Source organism: Psychrobacillus sp. FSL K6-2836 (genome assembly GCF_038003085.1).
Lineage (GTDB): Bacteria > Bacillota > Bacilli > Bacillales_A > Planococcaceae > Psychrobacillus.
In genome coordinates this window covers 1,819,313-1,837,707 of record NZ_JBBOOM010000001.1, presented here as the reverse complement: position 1 = coordinate 1,837,707, position 18,395 = coordinate 1,819,313, and the positions used below count along the sequence as shown (strand labels likewise).

Here is an 18,395-nt window from a genome sequence, read left to right as displayed (position 1 = left end):
TAGTTATGCAGATTGCTATATCAATCAAAAAGGACGCTGGGACAGAAGTAGAAATTTTATTGGATAAGGAGAAACCTTTACTAAATAATGGATATTTAACGAAATTGATTGGAATGGAGGGGCGACTCCTACGGGAATAGCGTGACGCCTGAGACTACAGGCTCAGGCCACGCCCGTGGAAAGCGTCCCAGGAATGGAAATCAATTTTGTGCACAGCAAAAAACAGCATTTTTCTCACAGAGAAAAATGCTGTTTTGGGGTTCTGTCCCAGTCTCATTTTTTTGCTATTTGCTTTTAGTTTGAAGAGATATGGAAACACCTATGACAATTATAAAAGCACCAATCAGTTGCAGGAGTTGAATGCTAATACCTAACAGGAAGAATCCGAATACCATTGCCACGAAAGGTTCAAGGTTTAACAAAAGTGCAGCTTTAGTAGCACCGACTTTGTGAATAGAGTTGTTCCATAAATACGTACATAAACCATGCATGATAATTGCAGTAATTATAAGTAACGCCCAATAGGAAAATGGTACGGACAAGACAATATAGGTTTTATGCCAGGGCACAAAAGGAAGTAGGCCTATTAAACCGAAGACATTACTATACCAAGTGATGATAGAAGGGGATATCGATTTCGATAAATGTTGAACAAAGACTAAAAACACTGAAAAAGATAGCATTGTTAAAGTGATTAGTAACTCACCTTTACCAAAGCTCGGAACAAGGAAAGATCCTTTTGTAATAACTAACCACACACCGATTAAAGCAACAAATGAGCCAATCCAAAATTGAAGTTTCTTTCTCTCATTAAAGTAATAAGAGGAGAGTAAAGCAGTGACTATAGGTGATAAAGCGAGGATTAATGCAGCTGTGACGGGCTCTGTATATTGAAGACTTGCGTAAAAACTCCACTGGTTCAACGATATTCCTACAAAACCAGCAATAGCTAGCCATATGTAATTATGGAGAGTTAACTTCTGGTTTTTTATATTTCTATACGTCAAAAAAAATAGGAATATAAGAATAAATATTAAACGAAAAAACGCTATAATGCTTGGATCAAATACATCGACTAAAATAGAACCGAATACGAAATTGCTTCCCCAAGCAATAACGCACAGAATAAGAATCAAATAAATAAACCACTGTTTGTTCATAAGTTTAAATAAATCTTCCTTTCAGTTGGATATAATTTCGGAAAGAAAGTTAGATTCTTTCTGATCTATTCTAACATAAAGTTAACTACTCAGATGGACTCTGGATATTAACTAAAATTAATTATGGACCTTTGAAATAGTCACTAACGAGAAGTAAAAGCGTAATCTTCTATTAGTGGCACTAGTGACAGGAGCAATTACAATATTCAAAAAAACAGTCCACTTAGATACTTTGTCTAAGGGGACTGTTCAACTGGGACCAGGTTATTAATAGATGTGCCGTTGCACGAGACATATTCATGATATGGAATAAGCGAGTATCATTAAGAAAATGTGCAGGATAGGTAGGAACTGATGTATTTACAAATCCTTTTATATGCATATCACCAACAAGTGGCAGCTCGTTGCCTATTGCTAGCCCTGGATGAATTGGGCCATTGTTAAGTTGAATATATCCTATCTTTGCTGGTTCACCTAAACTAGCATCAATACTTATGATAAATGGATTTGCATAGTGTTTAATAATTATATTTATGGTGTCCTCTAGATTAAATGCGTTGACAGGATTTTGTAAAGTACCATACACTTCAAATGGAAAGTTATTTTCAATTAAGAAAGTACCGACTAAAGGACCGAAACCGTCCGAAATGTTTTTATCTGATCCAATACATAATATAACAATAGGACGCTCTAACGAAACCTCGGAAGTTGCATTTTTAAAAGTATGTGCAGCTTCATAAATAGCATTTTTTTCAATAAAATCAAGTGCCTTAAATTTAAACAAAATTTGTGGTTTTTTCATTAATTTTAAGTCCTTCCTTTTAATAAATATGCTAATTAATCGTTTTAAATAAACTTTTAGGAAGTGATACATACATATGAAGTTACAAGGCATTTTATTGCTTATTTTTTTGTTTCAGACAATCATTAATGCGACAAGACCAGTCATTACGTTATCGGCAGATGAATTTGGAGCATCTATTGTCATTATAGGTATCTTAACATCATCATTTGCATTATTACCAATGATATTTTCCATTCATGCAGGAAAAGTTATTGATAAATTCGGAAATCGAATGCCAGTAATTTTTGGATTTACTGCAGCAATTGCCGGGATGATTGTTCCTGCAATTTTTACAACAATATGGGCATTATTTGCAAGCCAATTATTACTAGGACTTGCGAATATTTGTATTCCTATTGCTTTACAAAACCTTTTAGGGCACCAATCTACCTCTAAAAATCGAGATTATTTTTTTAGTATGTTTAGTCTTTGTGTTGCTTTAGGAGCAGTCATCGGGCCATTGGCCGGTGGTTACTTATCAGAACATGTATCATTTCAGATGGTTTATATTTTTTGTATAGTGATTGGTATTATTTCTATTACTTTTTCATTTCAGATTCCAAAAGTTACGCAGAAACTTAAGGGATCACCTACAAAATTAGTAGACTCACTTAAGCTATTTGAGAATTCATTCATACGAAAAGCTTTGTTTTCAAGTGCACTTGTATTATATTCCAAAGATATTTTTGTGGCATATTTTCCGTTGCTAGGAAAACAGTTGAACTTATCCACCTCTACAATAGGATGGATTATAGCTTTACAGGGGCTAGCTACGATGTTTGTCCGCTTTGTATTACCGAAGTTATTGGAAACTTATAAGAGAGATACAATTTTATTTTTGTCTATTTTGATTGCTGGGATTACTTTTCTACTTTTACCAGTAAGTCAATCGGTGTTCTTAATTGCTTTGTTGGCTATCGTGATGGGTCTAGGCTTGGGCTGCGGTCAACCAATTTCGATGACGACTACATATAATGCTTCTCCACCTGGTAGGACAGGGGAAGTATTAGGGCTTCGTATTGCTACTAATCGATTTTTCCAGTTAGTGGCCCCTACTTTTTTTGGTGTTATTGGAGGTTCTGTAGGAATGACAGGAATCTTCTTATTTAGTGGTGTGTTCTTAGTTGGCGGCTCGTTATTTTTTAGGAAACAAGAAGAGTAATTGAATGGCTTATTTCAATTGAAAAAGGTGGCTCCTCGTTCAAGGTCGAACGAAGTGTCACCTTTTTTTACGCGATTCTGTAATAGAAATAAGTTTTTTTCTAACTAGCAGGAGATCTCGATACCGTTCTTGAATTAATATAAAAATGCATTTTAGGAGGAATATGGATGGGGATTTTAGATGGGTTAATGGGGAATGCATCGGAGGTTGAAAACGATAAGGTTGAAAGTGAATTGAAGGATTTACTTGCATCTTCTGAGAAGGTGGAGCATGCATATAAGCTTATACGGGATTTGATTGTTTTCACGGATAAACGATTATTATTAATCGATAAACAAGGGGTAACGGGGAAAAAAGTAGAGTATCACTCGATTCCATATAAAAGTGTCGTTCATTTCTCAATTGAAACAGCAGGTTCTTTCGACTTAGATGCTGAATTGAAAATATGGTTATCAGGAAGTGTAGCTCCTATACAGAAGAAATTCAATAAATCCTTAAATATATATAAAGTTCAAAGTGTATTGGCTGGATATGTATTGAAGTAAAGAGGAGGTATGCAAGTTGGAGCTACTTATCGTTAGACACGGACAATCAGAAGCAGATTTGTTAGGTGTGCATGAAGGAAGGGCTGATTTTCCATTAACCAAATTGGGAGAACAGCAAGCAAGAAAAATGGCAGCATATGTATCAGAACATCTTCCACCCGACATTATCCTAGCTAGTCCGTTATTAAGAGCAAGAAGTACTGCCGAAATGCTACAGGAATTAATGGGCTGCGACTTGTTTTTAGAAAATGACCTAATGGAATTTAATAATGGAGTGTTAGCGGGTCTTTCCAGAGAGGAAGCTAGTATGAAATATCCATTACCTCCAAAAGGGAGGCCAATACATATTGCTATTGAACAAGGTGAATCAGAATTAGATCTTCGTTTCCGAGCAGAAAAGATTTTTCATAAAATCATACTAGATTATCAAAGTTACAACAGGGTGGCGATTGTCTCTCACGGAGGACTAATTTCTCAGTTTATCAAAGCATTTCTGAAACAACCAAATTCAAGTGAATATGTATTTGCAACAGGTGATACCGGAATACATCTTTTAGAAATAAAAGAGAATGCAAGGATTATTAGATTTCTAAACAAACTCGAACATCTATAGGGGGGATAAATTGATATTACATACAAACATTGCAGGTGATGGTAAACCAATCGTATTTTTACATACTGGTCTACAAACAGGACTTTTAGATTTTGAGTTTCAACGAGCGTATTTTAGTCAGAATTATCAAGTGATTTCTCCAGATTTGAGAGGGCATGGACAGTCTAAAACAGAATATATACAGAATTTCTTTGAGGATTCTGCTAAGGATTTATTGGAAACGCTGGATCATTTAAAATTACCTGCTGTCCATCTAGTAGGATGTTCATTGGGAGCTCTTGTCGCGATTAAGTTTGCTCAACTGTTTCCTAACAGGATTATTACATTAGCTATTTCAGGAATTACACCGGTGAAGCCTGAAAACTGGCTGGAAATGCATGAGGAAGATGTCAAAGGACAAACCGAGGTGTTGAATAGTAAAGAAATAGCTAGTTACTTCGATCAAATACATGCGTCTAATTGGAGACAATTTATTCATTTTGGAAAAGACGAAAGCTGGTATCCATTTGATGATGTAAAAGCGGTAACCGAATTTGGATTCCCTGTGCTTTTCATAGTGGGAGAGAATAAGACGAATGAAACGATTGGTGCATCCATTTATCCAGAAAAAACCCCAAATATTCGTATAGCAATTGTGCCGTTTGCAGGGCACTTAGTTCATACTGAACAACCTGAAATCTATACTAAAATAGTAGAAGTATTTATAAAAAAAGCGGAAGGTTCTTAGAAATGTAAATGGGTTGTTTCGAGTTGAAATTAAGGAAGAATTCAAAAAGTGTAATTGAAAAAGCTACTATCCTCTTTTCTTTGAAAGAAGTTAGTAGCTTTTCAAGTTGTTGGCTAATTCTATAAATAGAAATATTTTTTTAATAGTTAAGCAAATATTAATTTGATAAGTATCTTGTTTTTAAACTAAAGACCCACCAGTTTTTAAGTATTTTTCGATACCTTCTGCAGCACGATATGCAAGAGCTCCAACTGTGCCTGTAGGATTCATACCAGAATTATGTGGGAAAGCTGAAGCGCCAGGGACAAATACATTTTCACAATCCCACATTTGAAGGTAGTTGTTTAATGCGCTTGTTTTAGGATCTGCACCCATGATAACTCCACCAGTGTTATGAGTGGTTTGATATTTTGTCGTATCCCAATCACCTTGATCTCCTGGGGTAGTAATCATGTCTGCACCCATTTCTTCAAGAATTTTGGTAGTGATATCTCTAATATATTTTTGTTGATTTCTTTCATTATCTTTATAGTTAAATGTCATACGTAATAATGGATCACCAAATTGATCTTTATACGTAGGATCTAGGTCAATATAATTTTCTTTGTTTGGCATAACTGAGCCTTGTGAGCCTACTGACAAGCTGCGGTTCGCCCAATATATAGATTCATCTTTAAACTCTTTACCCCAAGTTGGTGTACCTTTAGGGACAGAGTTATTTGAAATAGGACGTTTTCCGTAATGACCAAGTGCTATGTTACCACCGTGAATAAAATTCAAATCAGTATGGTCAAAATTATCTCCATTAAAATCGTCTAATACTCCAGCAAGTGCACCTGTACCTGCATATAAATTAAATTCTTTCTCCTTAAAGAAGCCTGTTGAACCTGATGACGTCATTTGATAAGCGTAGTTCTTTCCGATTACGCCAGTTCCCGATTCTGGATTATACGGACGTCCTAGTTGAGAGTTTAATAGAATTCTAATGTTATTAAGTGCATACGCTGATACAACTACAACGTCAGCCTCTTGAATATACTCTTCTCCAGTACGAGTATCGACATATAAAACTCCAGTAGCTTTTCCGTTCGTATGTAAGACTTTGCGAACAACACAGTGCGCTCTAACTTCAAAATTACCTGTCTCTTTTGCCACTGGTAAAACAGTTACTACTGGCGATGCTTTTGCCCCATATTCACAGCCGAAACGCTCACAAAAACCGCAATATTGACATGCTGCCCGAGAGATTCCATCTGGATTTGTGTAGCTTTCAGAAAGTGTAGCTGCCGGTGCAATATAAGGATGATATCCTAAATTTTTTGAGGCTTCCTTAAACATTTTCATAGAAGGTGTCTCTTTTAGCGGAACTGTAGGGTATTTAACTTCAGGGACTTCTGGATGAGGATTAGTTTCACCAGAGATACCAGCCATTGCTTCAAATTTTTCAAAATATGGTACTAAATCGTTATAAGTAATTCCCCAGTCTTGTAGGGGCATATCCGCAGGAATTTTATCTTTTCCATAACGTTCTACAGTTTTTGTGTAAATTTCAAAATCATAAGGGAAAAATCGGTATGTTAATCCATTCCAGTGTTCACCAGAACCACCTACACCATCACCGATTAAAAATGAACCATGTTGACGATAAGGTAGAGCTCTCTTTGAACGGTCATGACGCAATGTCAAAGTTTCTTTGGAAAGATCTTGCATCATTTCATTTCTTTGTTGATATCTAAGCTCATCGTGAACCATTAGATAATCTTCTGTCTTTCTTTCTTTACCGCGTTCTAAACCTACTACTTTATAACCTTTTTTAGTAAGCTCGGCTGCGATAATACCACCAGTCCAGCCAACTCCTGCCAATACTATATCTGTTTTTGGTAATTTCTTAGCCATGTCTAATTAGCTCCCTTTCGATTAATGTTTATGTTGTGAATTCAAGCTTGTCGGTTCGATTTTTACAAATTCATCTTTTTCAATGATATTTGCATAACTCATTTGATGGCCAGGGAAGTTTTTCATCTTCCATCCTGCCATATCTTTATTCCCACCATATAAAGGATCGGCATAAGCACCTTCAATAGTTGCACTTTTTAGTAATGAGAAGAAATAAGTAGAAGTAACAGCGCCATTTAATGTGACTTCACCTGCTTCAAAAGCTTGTAAAATAGCAACCTGTTCTTCCGCTGTTATTTCTGAAAACTTTGCTTTATATTGTTTTGCTGCTTCTGAATTTAAAGCTTCAATCCCTAGATTGAAAATTTGTTGTCTGTTTAAGTGTGTTTGATGTCCGAACAATGATGTAGCTTCTGCTGGATAAAATGGTCCAGACATATATTCTTTAGAATTTAGTCCCCAGCTTCCAGCAAGCTGATGATCGATATAAAAAGCAACGAGTAATTCTTTTGCTCCTGGTCCTACTTCTGTTTTTGGAAATATTTGTTCTGCTGCTGCTTCAATTGTGTCAAATTGTGTTTTGTCAAAATACATTAGTGCTTGGTTGAAATTTACTGCAGTTGCTGTAGAATGAACACCTGTTTCATGAGTTTGAGTAGTTGAGTCTTTACTTAGTAAAGAACCAAGAGCTCCACCTAGGACAACCCCACCTACTGTTAACCCAGAATTCTTGATAAATGTACGTCTAGATGAACGTTTGTCTAAGTATGGAGCATTTTTTTCCTGTTCTGACATAATATAACCTCCAGTAAAAATAAGTAGAAAATTGAACGAATTTCTTTATTTAGGTAAATAATAAATTTAAAAAAATATACTCATTAATGAACGATAGTATGCCAGTTGTATACTAATGAGAATAAGACAGTATAAACCAATATAGAAGCGATAAAGTATATATGTTTTGTTCCTGTCCAGCAAAGAACAATAATAGCTAGTCCAATACCTGAACCTAATAATGCAAACCAAGGGAATTCATTGTTATAGAAAAAAAGACCTAGTGATAAGTCTGCCACTATAAATAATGCAAAAAGAACTTGATTCAAGAGTTTTAATTCTTCTAAATTATATTGAGTCACTTTTGTTCTCCTTCGACTAATAAACTATTTAAAAATGTACCGATACAAAACAACCGTTTCCAAGTCTACTCCTTTTTTTTCACTATTTCTACACATTTGCAAAAAAAAAAAATATAGTTATATTCTGAAAATAACATTAAATTACTCTCTTTTTTACAAATTAAAGGGGAGGATACACAGTGTTAGTGGTACAAAAAGACCAATTTTCTCTCTATGAAGATATGCCAATGGACTGGGTGTAATCCTATTTTTTTAGGGGGTGATTTCATTATCAGTAAATAGTTTTTATAACTATGTGTTTACAAATTGGAACGAAGGAGTATAATGTGTAATTGTTACAAAACAACCAATACTTTTGAATACAACTTATGCATAAAAGTCACAGGAACATTATATATACTCAGTTATGAGGAGGGAACATAATGCCAAATATCGGTGTACCAGGTTTAATCATTATATTAATAATTGCTTTAATCGTGTTCGGTCCGAAAAAGTTACCTCAATTAGGTAAAGCAGTTGGACAAACATTAAAAGAATTCAAAAACTCAACTAAAGATATCGTGGACGATGTAGCAGATGAATTTAGATTAGATGATAAAGAAACAGACGATAAAAAGAAAATCTAAAATTAAGAAGCCAACTATTTTAAAATAGTTGGCTTTTTTGAGATTAGAAAGTTTATAAAAAAGTCCCATGGATACTGAGTTTAAGGCACTTTCAAGAATGAATACTCCTTCTGATTTCCGTTGCAGGAGAAAGAACGAAGGCTAAGAACGCCACCTTTCTCCAATCAATCAGTGTGTAGTACTCCATTAGAAGATTCAGCATAGCTTTTCGCTTATATGATAACAATGGCTAAATTTTAGAGAGTAATAAATTTTTTTGTAAATGCTATTGAATTAGAAATATTTATCCACTACAAGATGGAGAAAGTAGTTTTTCTTTTCTGCTAGCGGAAATAAAGAAAAGTAGTAAGTGTTAGCCTCATAAAGAAGCGAAGTAGCGAATGAAATTCTATCTTCGTGGCTTACACTAGGAATAGTTAGTGAACGAGCAGTAACACTCTTTCCACAACCGGATTCTCCAACAATCCCTATAGTTTCACTTTTTTTCACATCAAAACTGACACCTCGCACAGCTTCAAATTCTGTTTCATTCGTTAGAAACGAGATATTCAAATCGTTCACTCTTAGAACAGTCTCTAATAACTGTAAGTCCACTTGTTGATAATGGAAATGAGGTAGTTGCAGATCCAGCGAAAGTGAAGGAGTTCTTAGAAGCTTACCATGTAAGTAAATAATAATTATAAAGCGCCGGTTTCTATACAAATTTCTATTTGTATTAGAGGCTGGTGTTTTTTTAAAAAAGATAAGAAAGTATAAAAAATGTCCCGTGAACACTGGGTTTTCGACAATTTTAAGAGTGAATAATCCTGCTGATTTCCGTTTCAGGTGGAGTACAAAGGCTAAGTGCGCCACGTCGTGTGGCAACGCCTTCGTGACCAACATCCTCTTGGCCTCCGCGGGGGAAGCGATGAACCATCACCGCCCCTTCGGGTACGTTGTGATGTTTCACCTGTCTCCCTCATCCCGCTGGAGTCGCCACCTTTCACTTCAATCAATGTAATGAGTATTACTCCACTAGGTGATTTGGCAAAGAATATCGCTTTGATGAAAAGATTTTCCTTATTACTAGCGCTAATTTCATCTGGACGTTTTATCATATAATCCTAGTTTATTTAGCTGACTTGTTTCCAATTATCCGTTTTGTAAAGTGAACATGGTTGATTGGAGCGCAGGGCGGCGACTCCAGTGGGAACAGCAAATGTTTTCTGCACCGAAAGCGGAGCGACAGGTGCACGAGCTGAAAGCCCCGCAGGAAAGACATTGGTCAACTTTTTTTGACCAATGTCTTTGCGACGAGTAACCGCAGGAGCATTTTTTTCGGAGTGACGAGGAGATTGAAGCCGTGCCCACGGAAAGCGTCCGCCCGGAGCGGAAATCAACGGCATGTCTATGTTTCTGTTCTTAAAGGACCGGGTGTCTTCTTTCATCAAAGGATGTAGTATTCTTTAAAAAAGTAAATTGTAAAGTATAATAAGTGAGTATTTAATTTTAAAATAGCTTCAGGGGGTTAAGATATGGTTTCAAACAAAATGAATGCGCAAAAATTGGCTTATGAATACATTCGAGAATCTATGCTTAATGGAACTTATAAAGGCGGAATGAAGCTCGTAGAAGAACGTCTTGCTGATGAGATTGGTGTTAGTCGTACACCAATTCGTGAAGCGATTAAAAGACTAGAGCAAGAAGGTTTAATAAAGAATAAGCATATTTATAATCCTACAGCACAGGATTTGATATACATATATGAGATGCGCATAGTACTAGAAAGTTTTGCAGCAAATAGAGCGGCGAAAAATATGACAGCGGAAAAGGTTAAAGAACTTGAGAATACCATACAGAAATCTCGTGATTCGCTTATGGAAGGACAGTCAAAAAATATATACAATGCAAACCAACGCTTTCATGAATTAATTATAAATGAATGCCAAAACCCAATAATGATTGAAAGGTTAGAACAAGCTCAGACAATTTTCTATTTATTTAGCTTAAGGCTCGATATATATAGTCGACCACATATAATAGATGAGCATGAAGAAATTTACAAAGCCATTAAGAATAAAAATGAACAACTTGCTGGTGAACTAATGTCTAAACATTTATATAAAGATATGAATTTTACTTTGGAGATTATCGGCAGGAATGGACAGTTTTAGAGTCCACCAAGAATCAAATTGCATTTCCATAAAACGAATTTATCCGCAATACGAAAATAAATAATTTCTTCATATATAAAGCACTAATTCTCCAATAAGCAAATGAATTAGTGCTACCTTTGTATATATTTACTTGCGAAATCATCGAAATTATTTACATCTAATAATTAACAATCGAGTGATCAGCAAATTTAAGATTTCTCCGCCAACAGCATAAGATGTTGTCGCATCTCTGATACGTGTATTTTTAAGTAGTCCTCCTAAGTAATTTTTCAAACCTCCTTTACAACCTCTTTTAAACCTTACCGTAAATACATTTACTTTAAAGTTTTGCCGAAGCAAATAGCACATTCAAGTAAAAAAAGTGAAGTACTGCTGCCTTTTAATGGAAACTAATATATACTCGCTCTCCATCACTAAGAAAAACAAAATCTCTTTACCGCTAATTTTATTAGAGATTTCTTATAACAATCAAGTTGATGGATTGGAAATAGGCAATGATTATATATCCTCATTTGCTAAGATTTTAATATGTACAAATAACAAAGGAGTGTAGTAGAATAATAGATGTTATTTTTGTATACAAAATTTATATTTTTGTATACAAAAATTATTAAAGATAATTTTAATTGCATATAAAAGGAGAATAAGTATGACGCAATACAATTTAGAAGAATTGAGGATGCTCAATCAAGTGCTACTGGCCCTTTTTATCGTAGCTGATTTTGCCCTTTTACTCTTTTTTAACAATAGTCCATTCCCTTGGTTTGCCCTATTAGGTTCTGGAATTGGTTTATCCATTATTGTTCTTTGTTGGACAGGAAGAAAACACACTATTTTTATAGCTTCATTACTTGTTTTTTCAGCTCTTCATACAATTGTTTATAATTGGAGCTCTATTGTGCATTAAAAGAAGAAAAAATTTTGCACATTTTCTATTTAACTAGTTAAATGAGTCAATTTCTTATTACTTGTTCATTTAAAAATACGAATGTTTACTTAATATCGCAATATATTATTTGTTTTTTAAAAGCAAGCTCGTTGATTGGAGTGGTAGGCGGCGACTCCAGCGGGAACAGCGCGAGCTGAAAGCCCCGGAGGAACGAGTGACGAGGAGATTGAAGCCGTGCCCGCGGAAAGCGTCCGCCTAGAGCGGAAATCAACGTTGTTCAGATTTAACTATATAAATTCTTTATGAAATTGATTCAAATAGAAAATTACTAAATTTATGGGAGGTTTTATAATGTCAGAACAAGAAAAGAAAGAGTCCGTTTTAGATAAACGTTCGTCTAGACGTACGTTCATTAAAAACTCTGGTTTGACAGTAGGCGGAGTTGTTTTAGGTGGAGCTTTAGGAAGTCTTCTAATAAAAGATGATAAATCGACAACACATAATACTGATACTCAGAATCACGCAAAAACGCCTGCTGCTAATCCAAATGTAGCTCTAATGTTCTTCACACCAAGCCAATATCAGGTTACTCAAGCAGCAGTGGATCGTATTTTCCCTGAAGATGCAAATGGCCCCGGTGCTAAAGAACTTAATGCTGCTATTTACATTGATCACCAATTGGCAGGTCCATGGGGTTCTAATGTAAAAGATTACCGTTTGGGTGCATTTTATAAAGCGGAAGAAAACCAAGGTCCACAAACGAAAATCCTTCGTAAAGATTTGTTCCTAGCTGGTTTAGACAGCTTAAACACGTATAGCAACAAACAATTTAAAGTTGACTTTAAAGAGTTAGAAGCTACTCAACAAGATGAAGTTCTACTGGCTTTTAGTGAAGGGAAAGTTGAATTATATGGAAAGGTTTCCTCTTCTCAATTTTTCAATTTACTACGCACATTGACTATTGAAGGTGTATATGCAGACCCAATGTATGGTGGTAATAATGAAATGATTGGCTGGAGTATGCGTAAGTATCCAGGATCACGTATGCAATACGTAGCTGAAATACAAGATGAAAAATTTATAGAACTTGAACCACAAAGTTTAAATTCTCATATGGGACATTAATAATAGAAAGGACTGACGTATAAATGGTTACAAAATTACCTAAAGTACCTGTCGTAGTAGTAGGGATGGGGTGGGCTGGTGGTATAGTCTCAGCTGAACTAACAAAAGCAGGAATAAACGTTGTTGGATTAGAACGCGGTAAAGACCGGACAACAGCTGATTATACAATGGGACATGATGAACTTCGTTACCAACATCGTCAAGAATTAATGCAAGATCTTTCTAAAGAAACTATTACTTATAGAAATACAGTATCAGGTAAAGCTTTACCGATGCGTCATTATGGTACATTCATAGTAGGAGACGGAGTTGGTGGTGCAGGTAGTCACTGGAATGGACAAACTTATCGTTTCTTACCTTATGATTTCGAAATTCGTACAAAAACAATTGAGCGTTACGGAATCGAGAAAATTCCTGCTTGGATGGAAGGTCTTAACGACTGGGGTATTACTTATGATGAAATGGAACCATATTATGACACATTCGAAAAAATGGCTGGTATTTCAGGTGAAACAGTCGAACTATGGGGGAAACGTACTAATCCATATCCAACACCTCCTCTAGTGAAAACTCCATTAATGAAAGAATTCGAAAAAGCAGCAACAAGCTTAGGATACAAACCTTTCGTTATTCCAGCAGCTAACCTGTCTGAAGCATATACAAATCCAGATGGCATCTCTCGTGGAGCATGTCAGTACTGTGCGTATTGTGAAAACTTCGGATGTGAATATGGAGCTAAGGGTGACCCTGCTGTTACAGTAATTCCGGTTGCTAAACAAACAGGCAAGCTAGATCTTCGTACACATTCTAATGTTTTAGAATTAACTAAAAGTGGTGGTAAAGCAAGCGGAGTTATTTATGTAGATATGCTAACTGGAGAAAAGTTTGAACAACCTGCAGATGTAGTTGTCGTGGCAAGTTATGTATTCAACAATTCTCGTTTGCTTCTAAACTCTGGTATTGGTACTCCTTATGATCCAAAAACAGGTAAAGGGACAATTGGTAAAAATTACTGTTACCAAGTAACTGCTGGAGGTTCTCAGCTATTCTTCGAGGATAAAGAGTTCAATCTGTACGGCGGTGCTGGTGCATTAGGAATGGAAATTGCTGAATATATGGGTGATAACTTTGACCATTCCGAAGTAGACTTCATTCATGGAGCTGGCATTCGTTCAACACAATACGGCGACCGGCCAATTGCTGTAAACCGTGTACCTGCAGGAACACCAAACTGGGGTGCTGAGTTCAAAGAGAAATCTATTAAATATGCGAATTCAAACTTCCCAGTTAAAACACAGGGAGCTTCTTTACCACATAAAGAAAATTACCTAGATCTTGATCCAGAATTTAAAGATGAATTTGGATATCCATTATTACGCATGACATATGAATATACAGACAATGACCGTGCAATGGGTAAATATATGTCGGCTATCACACGTAAATTTGCAGAGGAAATTGGTGCAGATATTATTGATACAAATGAAGAGCAAGGTCCATTTAACGTAAACAAAGATTCAAACACTCATAATACAGGTGGAGTAATCATGGGAACAGACCCTGAGAAATCAGCGCTAAACACTTACCTACAAATGTGGGAAGCTGAAAACGTATTTGTTTTAGGTGCATCTGCATTTCCACATAATAGTAGCTTTAATCCAACTGGTACACTGGGTGCACTTTCTTATCGTGCAGCAGAAGGTATTCAAAAATATTTAAAAGAAGGCGGATTACTAGTTAAAGCATAAATGACAACTAGTTATTCTATAAAAGAGCTCTTGACCTGTATTGAATATGCGGTCAGGAGTTTTTTTATAGAGAACTAAAAGTATGGTAGTGTTTCTAGAAAATAACGTCTAATGAGCATATGGACCATTTCTGATTTTTCAAAATCACATTCACTTTTAGTGAAACAAATACTAGGTACATACGTATAGAAACTAAAGGTTAATAAAGGAGGTCTTCAATGTTGAGAAAAATTATTCCCGTTGCTTTACTCGCATTGCTTGTCTCGGGCTGTAGTGAAAATGAAAAAGCAGAGGTCACGGAGCAGTTAGAGGAGACAGTTGTAAAGGAACAAAAAGATATGGAGAAATCTATAGAAGCAGACCTTAGTGTCATCGACCAAGTAGTGATCCCCACAACAATAGAAGAATGGAAGCATACTGAGCCTGGATTGTTTGCACTTGACTATACATTAGATTATGAAACTTCTAGCTGGCCAAAGGATGCTAGGGAATTAAGCACGGAGGAAAAGAAACAGATAGAAAGTATAGTAACAGCAACAGATGATACCAGTGCAATGTTACAGGCTTTACAATATTACTTTGGAAGTAATGTATATAAAGATTTACTAGATAAGCAGATTAACTATGCTGCGGTCATGAACGAGCCATATTTACCAAAACCAACAAAAGAATTTGGTGCAGAGGAGAATGATGGGAAGGTTGCACCACCAAAAGCCTTTCTTTTGTTGGATGCTAGCTCCAGTATGCTACTTTCAGTAGATGGGAAGCAAAAAATGGGTATTGCGAAAATTGCGGTTAAGCGGTTTGCGAAAACTTTAGGAGAAGACAATGAAGTCTCCCTTTATGTATATGGACACGCTGGATCACAGGAAGATAAGGATAAAGAACTTTCATGTACACAAATAGATGAGATATATCCATTCCAAAGTTATAAGGAAAAAGAATTTGATACTACGGTAGATGAGGTGGCTGCCAAAGGATGGACTCCGTTAGCTGCTGCTATTCAGACGGTCAATGAAACGAGCAAAGATTTGGAAGGTCCATTGACAGTTTATATTGTTAGTGATGGAGCAGAAACTTGTGATGGAGATCCGATTAAAGCAGCAGAAGAATTTGCACAGGATAACGAAAATCGCAAAGTGAATATTATTGGATTTAATGTGGATCAAAAAGGAGAAGACCAGTTAAAAGCAGTAGCTGAAGCGGGTAATGGAGAGTATATTTCTGCAAATAATAGCGAGGAACTAAATAATAGTATTGCAGAAAAGTGGGTTATCCCTAGTATGACAGATGTAGTTTATATTGAGCTATCAGGACCTAATGGTTTTGCGGTATCTAATGCAAAATATTCAATAGGACAACTGTCAATGAAACTAAATAATGCAGTCACCATAGAAAGTAGTCGCTTTAGGGAAATGATTCAGTTATTAGTTACGGAAGAGATGATTACGAAGGAACAAGGAGAAGAACTTACCGAGATGGTTAATCAGCGTAAAGACCAATTACTTGCCATCAATAAAGAACTAAAAAACGCTAAAGACAAAGAGGTCGATGATGAGTATGAGCGCATTCATCAAAACATCGACGCTTGGGTAAATGAAATAGAAAAAATTAGAGCAGTGCAATAAATAAATCCCTATGTAGCATACTATTTTTAAATAGTGTGAAGCATAGGGATTTTTAAAAACTTAATTACATGAAAATAAATATTTTCATAAATTTGTTTTTAAGGGAGTATATATGTGATAAGCAAAATTTGAAATAGACTCTTATGAGTGATTGAAGATTAGAAAACTTAAAAGTTAAATAAAAAAAGTATTTGACTTATTCTGAATATTTTGTTTTAATCATAGTAATTAAGAGTTATAAATATTTGAAGTTTATTTTTTTAAGTTAACTGGTAGGGACGTCATGTTGAGATAGAAAGGTGAATTATATGATAAACAATGAATTGCATATTCCTCTTCATATTCAAATAAGTCTAGTACTTGAAGAAAAAATAAAGGAAGGAGTATACACAGAAAAAATACCAAGCGAAAGGGAATTAATGGACCAGTATTCAGTTAGTAGAACTACCATTAGAGAGGCAGTATTGAGACTTGTAAATAATGGTGTATTAAAAAAAGTACATGGAAAAGGAACTTTCATCAAGGAGAAAGCCCCTATTAATGAGTGGCTTTCCACGTTAAATAGTTTTACGGAAAGGGTCAAAAACGCAGGCATGGAACCAGGAAGTAAGCTATTATCTTCGGGAAGGATCAATGAAGAGGATTCTTCAATAGATATATTCGGAAGTGATATGTATACAATTGAACGACTACGTTATGTGGATAAAAAACCTGTTGCAATTGAACGGCATTTTTATTCAGTTGACCTTGGACTGAGTTTAGCGGAATATGATTTGGACAATGCTACCATTTTTGAATTATTAGAGAATGAACTAGGTATAAGATTAGTTGAAGCGGAACAATCCATCAGCACCGAGGTTGTAGATGATCGAATAGCTCAACTGTTGAACGTACCCCCGAACACCAGTGTGTTAAGTGTTGAGAGGGTAATATATGATGAATCTGAAAATCCAGTTGAATATTATAAAGGACTTTATCGATCAGATATGTATGTATTTAGGATTAGAAACAAAAGGGAAAGTAATTAACTTAACAAAAAGATGTAAGCGTTATCATTTCGATTGGAGGAGCATATGAAGAATTCTAAGTCATTGATTATTGCAAGTTTAGTTGTCTTGACTTTTTTCTGTATGATTGTTGGAGGTAATTATGCAATGGGAAAAAGTTCAGGATCTCTTGATAATGATGTTATTACTTTTCGTGCCGCACAGTCCAAAGCAGGGAATCACCCAGTATCACAAGGAATTGATAAATTTGCAGAACTTGTTGAAGAAAAATCGGAAGGAAAAATGGTAATCGAAACATATCATGATGGATTAATAGGGGATGACAGGGAAGTAATCGAAAGTGCTCAGAGAGGAAGTATCGATTTTGCAAGTTCATCTACACCAAATATGACTAGTTTCACTAACTATTTTACTGCTTGGGATCTTCCATATATATTCGAAAACAAAGATGAAGTTTATAAAGCACTTGATGGAGAACCAGGAGATATTATTCGAAAAGAAATGTTAGATTCGGGTTTTGTCATTATATTCTTTCCGGATTATGGATTTCGTCAAATAGTAAATAATATTAAGCCTATAGAAAAACCTTCAGACCTAATGGGAATGAAAATAAGAACAACAAACTCAAAGATTGAACAGGCAGATTTTAATGCATATGGTGCAAATCCAACGCCAATGGCCTGGTCAGAAGTTTTCACGGGTTTACAACAAGGAACGGTTGATGGGGAAGGGAACAGCTACTCACTTTTATGGGATACAAAACATCAAGAAGTTTTAAAGTATGCAACGGAGGTCAATTACAATTATAGCTCGGATGTACTAGTTATGAACAAAGAAACATTTGAAGCTCTTTCAGAAGAAAATAGAAAAATAATTATGGACGCTGGAGTAGAAGCAATGCAATGGCAAAGAGCTCGTGCAAATGAAAGAGAGGAGGAGGCGAAACAACAATTTATAGATTATGGAATAGAAGTTTTTGAACCAACTCCAGAAGAAATGAAAGAATGGAAAAAGTCGACAGTGGTTGTATGGGATAAATTTGTGAAAGAAGGACTAGCTGAACCGGAATATGTTGATGTTATTCTTGAAACACTTGGTAAAACGAAAGAAGACATTTTCAAGTGAAAAATTAT

The 18,395-nt window shown here is 35.6% G+C and carries 19 protein-coding genes; 12 read left to right on the top strand and 7 right to left on the bottom strand.

Annotated elements, in window-relative coordinates:
- Positions 1–284: 284 nt before the first annotated feature.
- Positions 285–1,160 carry a DMT family transporter gene (locus MKY37_RS08505; protein WP_340775937.1) on the bottom strand — a complete coding sequence of 292 codons (876 nt, stop codon included), beginning with the start codon at positions 1,158–1,160 and terminating at the stop codon, positions 285–287.
- 223 nt (positions 1,161–1,383) lie between these two features.
- A complete protein-coding gene (gene yyaC / locus MKY37_RS08500) occupies positions 1,384–1,962 on the bottom strand; it encodes a spore protease YyaC (RefSeq protein ID WP_340775935.1) in 579 nt (192 codons plus the stop codon).
- Positions 1,963–2,038: 76 nt separating this feature from the next.
- Here yyaC and MKY37_RS08495 point away from each other — a divergent pair, with 76 nt between their 5' ends.
- The 4 genes from MKY37_RS08495 to MKY37_RS08480 all read left to right on the top strand — a co-directional run bounded on the left by MKY37_RS08495 (position 2,039) and on the right by MKY37_RS08480 (position 5,051).
- Positions 2,039–3,166: an MFS transporter gene (locus MKY37_RS08495; RefSeq protein WP_340775933.1), complete on the top strand. Its 1,128-nt coding sequence runs from the start codon at positions 2,039–2,041 to the stop codon at positions 3,164–3,166.
- A gap of 167 nt (positions 3,167–3,333) precedes the next feature.
- Positions 3,334–3,711, top strand: coding sequence for a PH domain-containing protein (locus MKY37_RS08490; protein ID WP_340775931.1), 378 nt, complete (start codon positions 3,334–3,336; stop codon positions 3,709–3,711).
- Between the two features lie 16 nt (positions 3,712–3,727).
- A complete protein-coding gene (locus MKY37_RS08485; RefSeq protein WP_340775929.1) occupies positions 3,728–4,324 on the top strand; it encodes a histidine phosphatase family protein in 597 nt (198 codons plus the stop codon).
- Positions 4,325–4,334: 10 nt separating this feature from the next.
- Positions 4,335–5,051, top strand: a complete 717-nt coding sequence (locus MKY37_RS08480) for an alpha/beta fold hydrolase (protein ID WP_340775927.1) — start codon at positions 4,335–4,337, stop codon at positions 5,049–5,051.
- Positions 5,052–5,231: 180 nt separating this feature from the next.
- On the opposite strand, the gene MKY37_RS08475 is transcribed toward MKY37_RS08480, so the two are convergent.
- The 3 genes from MKY37_RS08475 to MKY37_RS08465 form a co-directional block, all read right to left on the bottom strand.
- The gene (locus tag MKY37_RS08475) at positions 5,232–6,947 is read right to left on the bottom strand and encodes a GMC family oxidoreductase (RefSeq protein WP_340775925.1); all 1,716 of its coding nucleotides are present in this window, start codon (positions 6,945–6,947) and stop codon (positions 5,232–5,234) included.
- Positions 6,948–6,968: 21 nt separating this feature from the next.
- Entirely contained in the window at positions 6,969–7,742 is a 774-nt protein-coding gene (locus tag MKY37_RS08470) for a gluconate 2-dehydrogenase subunit 3 family protein (RefSeq protein WP_340775924.1), read from the bottom strand.
- A gap of 83 nt (positions 7,743–7,825) precedes the next feature.
- Positions 7,826–8,083: a hypothetical protein gene (locus tag MKY37_RS08465; protein ID WP_340775922.1), complete on the bottom strand. Its 258-nt coding sequence runs from the start codon at positions 8,081–8,083 to the stop codon at positions 7,826–7,828.
- 422 nt (positions 8,084–8,505) lie between these two features.
- Between MKY37_RS08465 and MKY37_RS08460 the strand changes: the two genes are divergently transcribed.
- Positions 8,506–8,709 carry a twin-arginine translocase TatA/TatE family subunit gene (locus tag MKY37_RS08460; RefSeq protein WP_416235979.1) on the top strand — a complete coding sequence of 68 codons (204 nt, stop codon included), beginning with the start codon at positions 8,506–8,508 and terminating at the stop codon, positions 8,707–8,709.
- 273 nt (positions 8,710–8,982) lie between these two features.
- On the opposite strand, the gene MKY37_RS08455 is transcribed toward MKY37_RS08460, so the two are convergent.
- Both MKY37_RS08455 and MKY37_RS08450 read right to left on the bottom strand, forming a co-directional pair.
- Positions 8,983–9,270, bottom strand: coding sequence for an ATP-binding cassette domain-containing protein (locus tag MKY37_RS08455; protein WP_445323062.1), 288 nt, complete (start codon positions 9,268–9,270; stop codon positions 8,983–8,985).
- Between the two features lie 551 nt (positions 9,271–9,821).
- A complete protein-coding gene (locus MKY37_RS08450) occupies positions 9,822–10,136 on the bottom strand; it encodes a hypothetical protein (RefSeq protein ID WP_340775917.1) in 315 nt (104 codons plus the stop codon).
- A gap of 87 nt (positions 10,137–10,223) precedes the next feature.
- Between MKY37_RS08450 and MKY37_RS08445 the strand changes: the two genes are divergently transcribed.
- The 7 genes from MKY37_RS08445 to MKY37_RS08415 all read left to right on the top strand — a co-directional run bounded on the left by MKY37_RS08445 (position 10,224) and on the right by MKY37_RS08415 (position 18,387).
- Positions 10,224–10,862 carry a GntR family transcriptional regulator gene (locus MKY37_RS08445; RefSeq protein WP_090565037.1) on the top strand — a complete coding sequence of 213 codons (639 nt, stop codon included), beginning with the start codon at positions 10,224–10,226 and terminating at the stop codon, positions 10,860–10,862.
- A gap of 652 nt (positions 10,863–11,514) precedes the next feature.
- On the top strand, positions 11,515–11,772 hold the full coding sequence (locus MKY37_RS08440) for a hypothetical protein (RefSeq protein ID WP_269923263.1): 258 nt from the start codon (positions 11,515–11,517) through the stop codon (positions 11,770–11,772).
- A 333-nt stretch (positions 11,773–12,105) separates the two neighbouring features.
- Entirely contained in the window at positions 12,106–12,879 is a 774-nt protein-coding gene (locus tag MKY37_RS08435; protein ID WP_340775909.1) for a gluconate 2-dehydrogenase subunit 3 family protein, read from the top strand.
- A 23-nt stretch (positions 12,880–12,902) separates the two neighbouring features.
- Positions 12,903–14,627, top strand: coding sequence for a GMC family oxidoreductase (locus tag MKY37_RS08430; protein WP_340775907.1), 1,725 nt, complete (start codon positions 12,903–12,905; stop codon positions 14,625–14,627).
- Positions 14,628–14,845: 218 nt separating this feature from the next.
- The gene (locus MKY37_RS08425; protein ID WP_340775905.1) at positions 14,846–16,255 is read left to right on the top strand and encodes a VWA domain-containing protein; all 1,410 of its coding nucleotides are present in this window, start codon (positions 14,846–14,848) and stop codon (positions 16,253–16,255) included.
- A 308-nt stretch (positions 16,256–16,563) separates the two neighbouring features.
- Entirely contained in the window at positions 16,564–17,283 is a 720-nt protein-coding gene (locus MKY37_RS08420; RefSeq protein ID WP_340775902.1) for a GntR family transcriptional regulator, read from the top strand.
- Positions 17,284–17,328: 45 nt separating this feature from the next.
- The gene (locus tag MKY37_RS08415; protein WP_340775899.1) at positions 17,329–18,387 is read left to right on the top strand and encodes a TRAP transporter substrate-binding protein; all 1,059 of its coding nucleotides are present in this window, start codon (positions 17,329–17,331) and stop codon (positions 18,385–18,387) included.
- The last annotated feature ends 8 nt before the right edge of the window (positions 18,388–18,395 follow it).

Excerpts from the sequence above, each read along its gene's own strand:
- MKY37_RS08460 (WP_416235979.1), top strand. The coding sequence starts at position 8,506 with ATGCCAAATATCGGTGTACCAGGTTTAATCATTATATTAATAATTGCT.
- MKY37_RS08470 (WP_340775924.1), bottom strand. The coding sequence starts at position 7,742 with ATGTCAGAACAGGAAAAAAATGCTCCATACTTAGACAAACGTTCATCT.
- MKY37_RS08440 (WP_269923263.1), top strand. The coding sequence starts at position 11,515 with ATGACGCAATACAATTTAGAAGAATTGAGGATGCTCAATCAAGTGCTA.
- MKY37_RS08435 (WP_340775909.1), top strand. The coding sequence starts at position 12,106 with ATGTCAGAACAAGAAAAGAAAGAGTCCGTTTTAGATAAACGTTCGTCT.
- MKY37_RS08430 (WP_340775907.1), top strand. The coding sequence starts at position 12,903 with ATGGTTACAAAATTACCTAAAGTACCTGTCGTAGTAGTAGGGATGGGG.
- MKY37_RS08475 (WP_340775925.1), bottom strand. The coding sequence starts at position 6,947 with ATGGCTAAGAAATTACCAAAAACAGATATAGTATTGGCAGGAGTTGGC.
- MKY37_RS08420 (WP_340775902.1), top strand. The coding sequence starts at position 16,564 with ATGATAAACAATGAATTGCATATTCCTCTTCATATTCAAATAAGTCTA.
- MKY37_RS08490 (WP_340775931.1), top strand. The coding sequence starts at position 3,334 with ATGGGGATTTTAGATGGGTTAATGGGGAATGCATCGGAGGTTGAAAAC.
- MKY37_RS08495 (WP_340775933.1), top strand. The coding sequence starts at position 2,039 with ATGAAGTTACAAGGCATTTTATTGCTTATTTTTTTGTTTCAGACAATC.
- MKY37_RS08415 (WP_340775899.1), top strand. The coding sequence starts at position 17,329 with ATGAAGAATTCTAAGTCATTGATTATTGCAAGTTTAGTTGTCTTGACT.
- MKY37_RS08450 (WP_340775917.1), bottom strand. The coding sequence starts at position 10,136 with ATGAAAGAAGACACCCGGTCCTTTAAGAACAGAAACATAGACATGCCG.
- MKY37_RS08505 (WP_340775937.1), bottom strand. The coding sequence starts at position 1,160 with ATGAACAAACAGTGGTTTATTTATTTGATTCTTATTCTGTGCGTTATT.
- MKY37_RS08445 (WP_090565037.1), top strand. The coding sequence starts at position 10,224 with ATGGTTTCAAACAAAATGAATGCGCAAAAATTGGCTTATGAATACATT.
- MKY37_RS08425 (WP_340775905.1), top strand. The coding sequence starts at position 14,846 with ATGTTGAGAAAAATTATTCCCGTTGCTTTACTCGCATTGCTTGTCTCG.
- yyaC (WP_340775935.1), bottom strand. The coding sequence starts at position 1,962 with ATGAAAAAACCACAAATTTTGTTTAAATTTAAGGCACTTGATTTTATT.